The sequence below is a fragment of the Halovulum dunhuangense genome (genome assembly GCF_013093415.1).
Classification (GTDB): domain Bacteria; phylum Pseudomonadota; class Alphaproteobacteria; order Rhodobacterales; family Rhodobacteraceae; genus Halovulum; species Halovulum dunhuangense.
In genome coordinates this window covers 1772311-1783005 of record NZ_JABFBC010000001.1, presented here as the reverse complement: position 1 = coordinate 1783005, position 10695 = coordinate 1772311, and the positions used below count along the sequence as shown (strand labels likewise).

The window sequence follows — 10695 nt, the reverse complement described above, 5'->3', positions numbered from 1 at the left end:
TGGCGCGACGCGTCACAGCGCCGTCACAAACCCCGGCGCGCCTGTGGGTAAGCGCCGCTTCGGGCCTGGGGTCGGTGGAAAACATGGCCCGCCCAGATTCGGACGGGCCACAGAATGTGCCCTCAAAGACACCTCAGAGCGGCGCGATCTCCAGCTCCAGCCGCTGCCGGTAGGGCCGGTCGGGCGTGGCGATCATCGAGGGCCATTCGGGATGGTTCAGGCTGTCGGGGAAATGCTGCGCCTCGAGGCAGAGGCCGCCGAAGGGGCCATAGATCACGCCATCATGGCCCGGCACCGCGATCTGCATGGGCTGCGCGGTGAAAAGCTGGATCCCCGGCTCTTCGGTCCAGACCCGCAGGCGCAGACCGGTGAGGTCCGATTCGAGCACCGCCGCCGGCGCCTTCGGGTCGCGACCCTCATCCAGCACCAGGTTGTGGTCCGCGCCGATCCGGCCGGGATCCACCGCCCCCACCTCGGCCATCTGGCGGAAGTCGAGCTGCGTGCCCGCGACCGGCGCGATCTCTCCCGTCGGGATCAGGGTCGCGTCCACCGGCGTGTAGCGGCTGGCCGCGATCTGCAAACGATGCCGCAGGATGTCGCCCGCGCCGTTCAGGTTGTAGTAGTTGTGCTGGGCCAGGTTGATCGGCGTGGGCCGGTCGGGATGGCCCGTCATCTCGCAGGTGAGCCGCGCGCCTTTCAGCGAAAAACGCACCTCGAAATCGACGGCGCCGGGATAGCCCATCTCGCCGTCGGGGCTGTGGTAGTGGAGGATCACCGCGTCCGGCCCGTCGCTGGCCATTTCCCAGATCCGCTTGCCAAGCCCCACGGGGCCGCCATGCAGGTGGTTCGGCCCGTTGTTGACAGGCAACTGGTAGGTCCGCCCGTCGAGGCTGAAGCGCCCGGCGGCAGTGCGGTTCGCCACGCGGCCCGCGATGATGCCGAAGGACTTGGAATGTTCGGGGTATGGGGCGAATTTCTCGAAGCCCAGCACGCAGGGCACCGCCCTGCCCCCGGCCTCTACCCGCCAGTCGCGGATGACGCAGCCGTAATTCATGATCGCGATACGGGCCTGCCCTGAATCGAGCACGGCCTCCTCCACGCTCGCGCCCTCGTGTGCGCCGATGCTGCGGATGCGGGTCATTGGCCGGCGATCCCCCGGATCTGCGCCAGAAGCGCCGGTTTCACGCGCAGCCCTTCGGCTGCTGCGCGGGCGCGGGCGTCGAGCCGGCGCATCCCCGGCAGCCGCGCCCCGTCAAGGCTGTCATATTTGCCCACCAGCGTCGCCATCCGCGCGGCGAAACTGCCGCCCGACAGCAGCTCGGGGTCAAGCGCGATGATGCTCTGGCCCAGGTCGGGGGGCGCGCCTTCGGCGTCGAAAAGGCTCGACGCCTCGGAGCCGAGTGCCGCCCCGGCTAGGCAGGCGGACATCACCTCGACCATCAGCGCGAGTGCTGCACCCTTGGCCCCGCCGATGGGCGCCATCGTGCCCTTGAGCGCCAGGGCCGCATCGGTCGTGGGCCGCCCCTCGGGATCCAGCGCCCAGCCCTCGGGGATCGGCTCTCCGGCCTGGGCGGCGGCGTTGATCTTGCCGCGCGCGACCGTCGTCACCGCCATGTCGATCACCAGGGGCGCGGCCCCCGCGATGGGGGCGGCAAAGGCGATGGGGTTCGTGCCCAGCACCGCCTCGCGCGCCCCCCAGGGCGCCAGCGCCTTGGGCGCGTTGCCATAGACGAAGGCGATCAGCCCCTGTTCGGCCAGCGTCTCGCAGTGATGGCCCGCCACGCCGAAATGATGCGAGCGGTGGACCGTCGCGGCGGCGATCCCAAGCTTTCTGGCCCGCGCCACCACCTCCGGCAGCGCCAGCCCGAAGGCGGGATAGGCAAAGCCGTGGCCGGCATCGACCCGGATCGCGGCGGGGCTGAGTTCGACCAGCCTGGGGACCGCATGGCCCTGCACCTTGCCGGTTGCGGCCTGGCCCGCATAGGACGGCACCCGGCTCAGCCCGTGGCCGCCCTGCCCGTCCGCCTCGGCCCGGACCAGCGCCTCGGCGGTGGGGGCGGCGTTCTCGGGCGACGTGTTCGACGCGATCAGGGCCGCGCGCACCAGCGCGCGGGCATCCTCAAGGCTCAGCACCTCGTCAGTCATGGATCACTCCGGTTGTATCAGAACAGCATTCCGCGCGGCAGCGGCACGGACAGGATCTCGCGGAAGCCGAGCGTCACCAGCACGGCGACCGCCGCCACGGCGGCCAGCCGAACGGCCACCACCCCGACCCCCGGTGAGCCATGCCCTGCCACGACCACGAGCGCAAGGCTCAGCACCAGCCCCGCCGCGCCGAAACCCAGAACGGGAACCGCGACCACCGCCACCATCATCACCACCGGCACGAGGATCATGCGCGGGACAGAACCCGTGACCTGCGAGGCGATCACCCGGCGGGTCAGGAACAGGCGCGCAAGCCCGATCACGGCAAAGACCAGCATCGCCCAGGCGATGGTCTGGGGAAAGACCGCCGCCTCGGGGTTCAGCGCCTCGGCCAGGACCAGCGCGCCGATGGCCAGCGCCGCGAACAGCCCGAAGGAGATGGTATCGTTGCGCACGGCGGCCCACGGCGCGCGGGGCCCCAGCGGCGCCCGCTCGCCCCTGAGCCGCGCCTTCAGGAGCGGCATGAACGGATAGAGGAAGGTCAGCAGCATCATCGCGATGATGACCATCGAGATGGGGCGCCCGAAGAACTGCCCCGGCAGATCCTCCAAGGCGGTGCCGATGGTCCAGCTCTGCACGAAGCCGCGTTCGGCGATCTGGCCCAGGATCAGCCCCAGCACGATGGGCGAGACGGCGAAGCCCCGCTTCGACAGCACCCAGCCCAGCGCGCCCAGCAGCACCATCATGTAGACGTCCGAGATGTTGTTGCGGATCGCGTAGGACCCGATGATCGTCATGAAGGCGACCGAGGCGACCAGCGCCGCCGTGGGCGCCTTGACGATGGCGCGGAACGCGAAGCGCCCGATCAGCAGCCCCACGGGCAGCATCAGGACGGTGGCGATCAGCAGCCCGAAGATGAAGGTATAGACCGTGGCGCCGCCATCGTTGAAGAGCGCCGGGCCGGTGCGGACCCCCTGCACCAGCAGCGCGCCCAGGATCACCGCGTCGGGCGGCGTGCCGGGAATGCCCAGCACGAGCGTCGGGATGAAGCCGCCGCCGACGGTTGCGTTGTTCGAGGATTCGGTCGCGACGATCCCGCCCGGCGCGCCCTCGCCATAGGCCGTCTCTCCCTTGCGGGCGGTGCGCTTGGCTTCGGAGTACGCGATCAGCCCGGCGATGGAGCCGCCGGCGCCGGGCAGCGCGCCGACGATGGTACCGATCGAGGAGGAACGCATCAGGTTCCATTTCTCGCGCATCAGCACCGCCGTCGCCTCGGCCAGGCGGAAGCCGCGGGGCGTGCCCACCTCCTCGAGGTGGCGGTCGGGTCGTGCGGCCAGGTCGATCAGCACCGGGATGCAGTAAAGCCCGATCAGCGCCGAGACGACCTCGATCCCGCCCAGAAGCGTCTGCGACCCGAAGGTGTAGCGCACCTCGCCGCTGGTTTCCGACAGGCCGATCATGGCCAGCATCAGCCCCAGCGTGGCGCCAAGCAGGCCCTTGATGAAATCGCCCTCGGACAGCGCCGAGATCAGGCTCAGGCCCAGCATGGCCAGCCAGAAATATTCGACCGGGCCGAAGGCCAGCGCCGCGTCCGCCAGCGGTGGCGCCAGGAACAGCAGCGCCAGCGCGCCCACCAGACCGCCGCCGACGCTGGCAAGACAGGCAAGCGTGATCGCCAGATCGCCGTCGCCGCGTTTGGCCATCGGGTAGCCGTCGAAGGTGGTGGCGATGGCCGAGGGGGTTCCCGGCGTGCGCAGCAGGATCGCCGAATAGGCCCCGCCATAGATCGCCCCGGTATAGATCGCCCCCAGAAGGATCAGCGCGCTGTCGGGGGTCATGGCAAAGGTGACGGGCACCAGCACCGCCACCGCCATCGTCGCCGTAAGGCCCGGAATCGATCCGATGATCGTACCGGCCGCGACACCGCCAAGCGCCAAGGCGAGGTTGAGCGGCGTCAGCGCCGCGATCAGATGTTCCAGCATCGTGGGCCGCCTGTCAGGTCGGTCCGGGCACCGATGGGCGCCCGGACCCTGTGGGTCACTCGATCACGCCGGCGGACTTGGCCGCTTCGGTATAGGCGGCAACGCGGTCGGCCATGAAGGCGTCCATGTCCGGGCCATAGGCGATGTTCGACAGGGCGAAGCCGCCATCGCTCATCTGCTTCTGGAAGTCCGGATCGGCATTGATCGCGGCGATGGCGTCGGCCACGGCCTGCTTGACCTCTTCGGAGGCGTCCTTCGGCACGGCAACGCCGCGATAGGCGCCGCCCACCAGGTCGTACCCGAGTTCACGGAAGGTGGGCACATCCGGGAAAGCCGCGTGCCGCTCTTCCATGGCGACGGCCAGCATGCGAACCGCCTCGCCCTGCTGGGCTGCCACGGTTGTGTAGCCCCACTGCGCCGTGACCTGGTTGCCCAGAAGCGCCGTCACCGAGGCGCCGGTGCCCTGGAAGGGCACATAGGTCGTCTCGATCCCGGCCAGCTTGTCGAGCGCAACCTGCGCCAGATGGTTGGCGGTGCCCTTGCCCGACCCCGAGAAGATCACGCGGCGCGGGTTCTCCTTCGCATGGGCGATCAGATCCTCGAGGGTCTGGAACTCGCTGTCGGCGGACACGAGGATCGCGTCGGGCGTGTAGTGGAACATGTGCACCACCGCGATGTCATCGGTCTGGTAGCCGACATCGCCCTGCTGCGGCTGAAGCGCGATATGGGGCAGGTTCACCCCCATGATGACCGAACCGTCGGCCGCCATGCCGTTCAGCTGCGACCAGCCGACGGCACCGCCGCCGCCCGGCTGGTAGGACACCACAAGCTGCTGGCCGAACTTCTCGGCGAAATAGGGCTGTTGCAGCCGCGCGGTGATGTCGCTTTCGCCGCCCGGGCCGAACGGGATGATGTAATCCACGTTGCCCGAGGGCCAGTCCTGCGCCTGCGCGGCCCCGAAGGTGGCAAGCGTCAGGACCGTTGCGGCGGTCAATGCGTTCCGGATTTTCATTGGGCGTCCTCCCTTTTGGTATTTGTATATGGCGCCGGCGGTTGGATCCGCCGGTCGCCAGACTGCACGGATCAGGCCGAGCGGTAAAGCTTGGTCATCGAGAACTCGCGATGGCCCAGCGCCTCGGCCGCGGTATGGCGGCCGTTGGCGGTGCGGCGGATCATGTCGATCAGCGCGTCGCCGGCCTGGTCGATGGTCATCTCGCGGGTCAGCACGCCGGTCACGTCCACGTCGATATGCTCGGACATGGTGCGCAGGGTGCGCGGGTTGCCCGAGATCTTGATGACGGGAACGATCGGGTTGCCGACCACGTTGCCCTGCCCGGTGGGGAAGGTGTGGATGACATAGCCCGCCGCCGCCATCAGCGTGACGCATTCCGCCGCCGCAGACGAGGTGTCCATGAAGTACAGGCCCGCACCTTTGGCCGGCGCCTCTGCCGGCTCGAGCACGTCGATATAGGTGCACTCGCGGCCGATCTTCTCGAGGTTGCCCAGCGCCTTTTCCTCGATGGTCGACAGACCGCCCAGGATGTTGCCCTTGGTGGGCTGGCTGTCGGACAGGTCGTTGGTCTTGTGCGCCTCGATCACGTCGTCCTGATAGGCCTGCCAGGTCTTGCGGAACTTCGCCGCCGCCTCCGGGTTGGCCGCGCGCTTCTCGCAGATATGCTCGGCGCCGGTGATCTCGGATGTCTCGCCGAACACGCCGTAAAGCCCGTTCGGGATCAGCTTGTCATACATGTTGCCCACGGTCGGGCAGGACGACAGGCCGGTGGTGGTGTCGCTCTCGCCGCACTTGGTCGAGACCCACAGATCGGCGATCGGGCACTCTTCCTTCTGAAGCTCGGTCGCCCAGTGGACGAATTCCTTGGCCGCCCAGCTTGCCGCGCGGATCGTCTCGAAATCGCCCTTCTGCTCGATCGAGAACTCGGCCACAGGCTTGCCGGTCGCGCGAATGCCGTCGGCGATGACCTTGGTCCATTCCGGCTCGATCCCGATGACGACCACGGCGGCCACGTTGGGGTTGGCGCCGGTGCCGATCATGGTGCGGAAATGGAGTTCCAGATCCTCGCCGAACTGAAGCCGGCCGTAGGCGTGCGGGATCGCGAGCGTGCCCTTCACGTTGTTGGCCACCGCCTCGCAGGCGGCGTTCGAGATGTCGTCCACCGGCAGGATGACGACGTGGTTGCGCACGCCGACACGGCCGTTCTCGCGCCGCCAGGCGCTGACGGTCAGATTGCTTGCATCGTAAGCCATGAATGCCCCCTTACCAGCGCTTGGTTTTCAGGTTGTGGGTGTGCACATGGCCACCCTTCTCGGCGGAACCGATCATGCGGCCGATATCCTCGCCGTACTTGATGATCGTGTCGCCTTCCTTCAGCTCGACCAGCGCCACCTTGTGGCCGATCGGGATATCCGCCTTGGCGGTCAGACGGAAATCGCTGTTGTCCTCGGTCACGACGCAAAGCATGTCGGTTCCGGCGGTCAGTCCCTCGACCACCACCACGCCAACATTGTCCTTCTTGTCATGCACCAGCAGGTGCGGATGTGCCATTGGGTCCTCCTTACGACTCGGGCCTTCAGTCTTATATAAGACATCTTACAACACACTTCCCTTGCCGGGACAAGGCTGCTATTTCTCATCCCATGGAAGCCGTCGCCAGACCCCTCTACCTCCAGGTGCGCGAAGCCCTGACCGCCCGCATCGCCGATGGCGAGTGGAAGGCCGGCGAAGCGCTGCCCTCGGAATTCGCGCTGGCGGCCCAGATGGGCGTAAGCCAGGGCACCGTGCGCAAGGCGCTGGACGCGATGGCGGCCGACAACCTGCTGGAACGCCGCCAGGGCCGCGGCACATTCGTGCCCGAACAGACCGAGGCGCGTTCGCTCTTCCACTTCTTCCGCATGCAGGACGCAGCCGGCGCGCCGGTGGTGCCCACCACCCTGCGCCACGCGATCGAGAGGATCCAGGCCCCCGCCGATGTGGCCCGCACCCTCGACACCGGCCGGCGGCAGGTCTGGCGCATCCAGCGCCTGCGCGCCGTGGGCGGCCGGCCTGCCATCATCGAACATATCTACCTCGACCCGCAGCGCTTTCCGGGCCTGGGCCCCGACACGGCGCTGCCAAACGCGCTGTACGGCTACTACCAGTCGGCGGCGGGCGTGACCGTGGCGCGGGCCGAGGATTCGCTTTCGGCCGTCGCGGCGGCCCCGGATCAGGCGGCGCAGCTGGGCATCGCGCCCGGCGCGCCGCTTCTGCGCGCGCACAGGGTGGCGCGCGACCTGCGCGGGACGGCGGTGGAGTTGCGGCAGAGCTGGTTCGAGACTAGCTTCCAGCACTACCAGGTGGCGCTGAACTGACGAAAGGACCGGACCCATGGACCGGGCTATCGACCTCGTCGGCCGCATCCTGATCGCGGCCCTGTTCCTGGGCGGCGCCGCGCAGAAGCTGTCCGACCCCGACCCGGTGCGCCTGCTTCTGGCAGGATGGGGCCTGCCCGGCCTGCTGGTCTGGCCCGCCGCCGCGCTGAACGCGGGCCTTGCTGCGATGCTGGTGATCGCGCGCGACCCGAAGCCCTGGGCGCTGCTGGGGGCCGCCTATTGCGGGATCACGAGCTTTTTCCACCTGATCCCCGAGGACCCGTGGCAGATGACGATCTTCGTGAAGAACTGGGCCATAGCCGGCGGGCTGATGGTCCTGGCCAGCCGCCCTGCCCCCGGCAGATGGTGGTCGGGGCGATAGGATTCGAACCTACGACCTACGGTACCCAAAACCGTCGCGCTACCAGGCTGCGCCACGCCCCGATGGGCGGGACATAGCCGACCCGGCCCGGACTGGAAAGCGAAATCCTGAAACGGAAATGCCGCGCGCCGTCAGCCCTGCGGGCAGGGCCAGGCGGCGATCGCGGGGTCCATCGCGGGATGGCGCAGCTGCGTGCCCTCGGCGAGGCCCAGAAGATCGCTCATGCCGCCGTTGATCTCCAGCACATAGAGAATGTCGTCCCCGCCCGGGATCGGATCGGTGGAAAGCGGCGTGGCGTCGCGGTGGATGCGCGTCACGGTCCCGGTCTCGTCGGCGAACAGCATGTCGAGCGAGATCAGCGTGTTCTTCATCCAGAAACTTGCCCGCGTCGGCGCCTCGTAGACGAACAGCATGCCCGCGAATTGCGGCATCTCGGGGCGGTTCATCAGCCCCAGCGCCCGGCTTTCCGGGGTATCCGCCACCTCGACCGTGAAGCGCGCCGTCACATCGCCCGAGCGCAGGTCCACGACATCGGGCGCGCAGACCTCCTGCGCGGCAAGCGGCATCGCCCCGAGGATCAGGGCGGCCGTCAGTGCGGCAACGGCCCTCACGCCTGGCGCGCCCGCCGCATCACGAGATTGGCGTGATCCCAGGTCCGGACCTCGTAGGCGGTCTTGCCACGCGGGCCCATCTTGGTGCGCACGCAGACCGCCTCGCCCGGTTGCAGATCCGCAAGGCCGTTCAGGCGCAGGATCTCCATGTGGACGAAGATGTCGTCGGGATCGCCGAAGGCGTTGACGAAGCCGAAGCCCTTGGCCTTGTCGAACCACTTGACCCGCGCGGGCAGCAGTTCCGGAAGCTCGGCATCCGTCTCGGCGGCGGCTGGCTCTTCAAGCTCCGCGCCCGGCTCCGGCGCCTCGATCCTGTGGATTTCCACGGCCTGCCGGCCGCGTTCGGTGCCCTGCACGTCCATAGTAATCTCGACACCCTCGGCAACCGAGCTGCGACCGAAATTCCTCAGGACATTCGCGTGCAGCAACACGTCGCCAAGGTTGTCGTCCACCACGACGAACCCATAGCCCTTAGTGGAGTCGAACCACTTCACGTGACCTTTTATCATTCTTCAGCCCTGCGTCAGCCCTTGGTCTGGATCACTCAAAGCGTAGTGCGCGCCCGGACCCGCGTCCCCGCGGACACCGGCCAAGGCAACGACCCCTGCACCACATCGGCCCGTCCAGATACACGGGCGAGCCGCCCCCAAAACCTGCCGACTGCGCAAAGCTGCACCGCCGTCAGTTAACAACACCGTGATACGCTAGCACGGTTCGATAGAAGTATGCATCCCAGACGCCCAAAAATTCACATTTTTCCGCCGATGTTTTGCCATCGCGACACAGGCGTTGGATCCTATCAATCTCAGGTTGTATCATATTTCGATACTTCCATCATTAGATGTGCTGGCCGCCGTTGATTTCCACTTCCGTCCCCGAAATGTACGACGAGGCGTCCGAACACAGGAAGAATATCGTGTCGGCCACCTCGCGCGGCTGGCCCAGTCGGCGCAGGGGAATGCGCTCTGCCAGCTTCTCGGTCCCCGGCGACAGGATGTCGGTCTCGATCTCTCCCGGAGCGATGGCGTTCACGCGGATGCCGCGCGGGCCCAGATCATGGGCCATCTCGCGGGTCAGCGCCGCAAGCGCCGCCTTGGAGGTCGCATAGGCCGCCCCGGCATAGGGATGCACCTGGTAGCCCGCGATCGAGGTCACGTTGACGATCGCGCCCCGCGCCGCGGCAAGCTCCGCCACCAGCCCCCGCGCAAGGATCACCGAGGCGAAGAAGTTGACGTGGAACACATGCCCCCAGGTCCGCAGATCGGTGCTGAGCGTGTCGAGCCGCGCCCCGTCAGGCCCCTTGGGAGAGATGCCGGCATTGTTCACCAGCGCCTCCAGCCGGCCGGACTTCAGCCGGCGGCGGATGTCGTCGATGGCGGCTATCGTGTTCTTCGGGTCCGACAGGTCGATCTGGACATGATCCTCCTCGCCCGCGTCCCAGGGGCAGTTTTCCGGGAAGGGGTGGCGCGAGCAGGTCAGCACCCGCCAGCCGGCCTCGGAAAAGCGCCGCACGGTCGCGTGGCCGATGCCCCGGCTTGCCCCGGTCAGAAGCAGCGTCTTGCGATCATCGGCCATTGGTGCGGCCCCCGCTCACGGCGACAGCCGGTCGATGGTCCAGCCCCCCTGCCCGTCCGACAGCCAGCGGAACCGGTCGTGCAGGCGATGCTCGCCATCGGCCCAGAACTCGAAGCTGACGGGCTTGACCCGGAAGCCCCCCCAGAAAGGCGGCCGCGGCGGGTTCTCGCCATGTTCGGCCTGCACCGCGCGCAACCGCGCCTCCAGCTCGGCGCGGTTGGCGATCACGCTGCTCTGCTGCGACGCCCAGGCGCCAAGCCGCGACCCCAGTCCGCGGGAATTGTAATAGGCATCCGCCTGCGGCCCATCCTCGCGGGTGACGGTGCCGCGCACGCGGATCTGGCGGCGCAGCGACTTCCAGTGGAAGAGGAACGCGGCCTTGCCCGCGCCGTCCAGCTCTCCCGCCTTCACTGATCCGTAGTTGGTGTAGAAGACGAAGGCGTCTTGCTCGATCTCCTTCACCAGCACCATGCGCACATTCGGCATGCCATGCGCATCCACCGTGGACAGCGCGATCGCGTTCGCATCGTTGATCTCGGCATCCCACGCCTCGTCCAGCCAGCGCCGCGCGATGTCGAAGGGATTGTCGCCTGCGAATATTCCGTGCCTGTCCATCGCTTCGCCGCCCTGTCCT

General features: G+C 67.9%; 12 protein-coding genes and 1 tRNA gene. 2 read left to right on the top strand and 11 right to left on the bottom strand.

Annotation, left to right across the window (positions count from 1 at the left end):
- Nucleotides 1-133: 133 nt before the first annotated feature.
- The 6 genes from HMH01_RS08625 to HMH01_RS08600 all read right to left on the bottom strand — a co-directional run bounded on the left by HMH01_RS08625 (nucleotide 134) and on the right by HMH01_RS08600 (nucleotide 6690).
- Nucleotides 134-1141, bottom strand: a complete 1008-nt coding sequence (locus tag HMH01_RS08625; RefSeq protein ID WP_171324319.1) for an aldose epimerase family protein — start codon at nucleotides 1139-1141, stop codon at nucleotides 134-136.
- Nucleotides 1138-2145, bottom strand: a complete 1008-nt coding sequence (locus HMH01_RS08620) for an Ldh family oxidoreductase (RefSeq protein WP_171324317.1) — start codon at nucleotides 2143-2145, stop codon at nucleotides 1138-1140. The genes HMH01_RS08625 and HMH01_RS08620 overlap by 4 nt, the downstream gene beginning before the upstream one ends.
- Before the next feature lie 17 nt (nucleotides 2146-2162).
- Nucleotides 2163-4127: a tripartite tricarboxylate transporter permease gene (locus HMH01_RS08615; RefSeq protein WP_171324315.1), complete on the bottom strand. Its 1965-nt coding sequence runs from the start codon at nucleotides 4125-4127 to the stop codon at nucleotides 2163-2165.
- A gap of 55 nt (nucleotides 4128-4182) precedes the next feature.
- A complete protein-coding gene (locus tag HMH01_RS08610) occupies nucleotides 4183-5139 on the bottom strand; it encodes a Bug family tripartite tricarboxylate transporter substrate binding protein (protein ID WP_171324313.1) in 957 nt (318 codons plus the stop codon).
- A 71-nt stretch (nucleotides 5140-5210) separates the two neighbouring features.
- Nucleotides 5211-6392 (bottom strand): UxaA family hydrolase, encoded by a 1182-nt coding sequence (locus HMH01_RS08605; protein ID WP_171324311.1) that lies wholly within the window; start codon nucleotides 6390-6392, stop codon nucleotides 5211-5213.
- A 10-nt stretch (nucleotides 6393-6402) separates the two neighbouring features.
- Nucleotides 6403-6690 carry a UxaA family hydrolase gene (locus HMH01_RS08600; RefSeq protein WP_171324309.1) on the bottom strand — a complete coding sequence of 96 codons (288 nt, stop codon included), beginning with the start codon at nucleotides 6688-6690 and terminating at the stop codon, nucleotides 6403-6405.
- Nucleotides 6691-6782: 92 nt separating this feature from the next.
- Between HMH01_RS08600 and HMH01_RS08595 the strand changes: the two genes are divergently transcribed.
- Both HMH01_RS08595 and HMH01_RS08590 read left to right on the top strand, forming a co-directional pair.
- A complete protein-coding gene (locus HMH01_RS08595) occupies nucleotides 6783-7493 on the top strand; it encodes a GntR family transcriptional regulator (RefSeq protein ID WP_171324307.1) in 711 nt (236 codons plus the stop codon).
- Nucleotides 7494-7509: 16 nt separating this feature from the next.
- Entirely contained in the window at nucleotides 7510-7875 is a 366-nt protein-coding gene (locus tag HMH01_RS08590; RefSeq protein WP_171324305.1) for a DoxX family membrane protein, read from the top strand.
- Here the strand turns inward: HMH01_RS08590 and HMH01_RS08585 are convergent.
- The 5 genes from HMH01_RS08585 to pdxH form a co-directional block, all read right to left on the bottom strand.
- Nucleotides 7861-7937: transfer RNA gene (locus HMH01_RS08585), tRNA-Pro, on the bottom strand. The two genes, HMH01_RS08590 and HMH01_RS08585, sit on opposite strands and share 15 nt — an antisense overlap.
- A gap of 69 nt (nucleotides 7938-8006) precedes the next feature.
- A complete protein-coding gene (locus HMH01_RS08580) occupies nucleotides 8007-8486 on the bottom strand; it encodes a DUF192 domain-containing protein (RefSeq protein ID WP_343035196.1) in 480 nt (159 codons plus the stop codon).
- Nucleotides 8483-8995 (bottom strand): cold-shock protein, encoded by a 513-nt coding sequence (locus HMH01_RS08575; RefSeq protein WP_171324303.1) that lies wholly within the window; start codon nucleotides 8993-8995, stop codon nucleotides 8483-8485. The genes HMH01_RS08580 and HMH01_RS08575 overlap by 4 nt, the downstream gene beginning before the upstream one ends.
- A gap of 328 nt (nucleotides 8996-9323) precedes the next feature.
- Entirely contained in the window at nucleotides 9324-10061 is a 738-nt protein-coding gene (locus HMH01_RS08570) for an SDR family NAD(P)-dependent oxidoreductase (protein WP_171324301.1), read from the bottom strand.
- Nucleotides 10062-10076: 15 nt separating this feature from the next.
- Nucleotides 10077-10676, bottom strand: coding sequence for a pyridoxamine 5'-phosphate oxidase (gene pdxH, locus HMH01_RS08565; RefSeq protein ID WP_171324299.1), 600 nt, complete (start codon nucleotides 10674-10676; stop codon nucleotides 10077-10079).
- Between the last annotated feature and the right edge of the window lie 19 nt (nucleotides 10677-10695).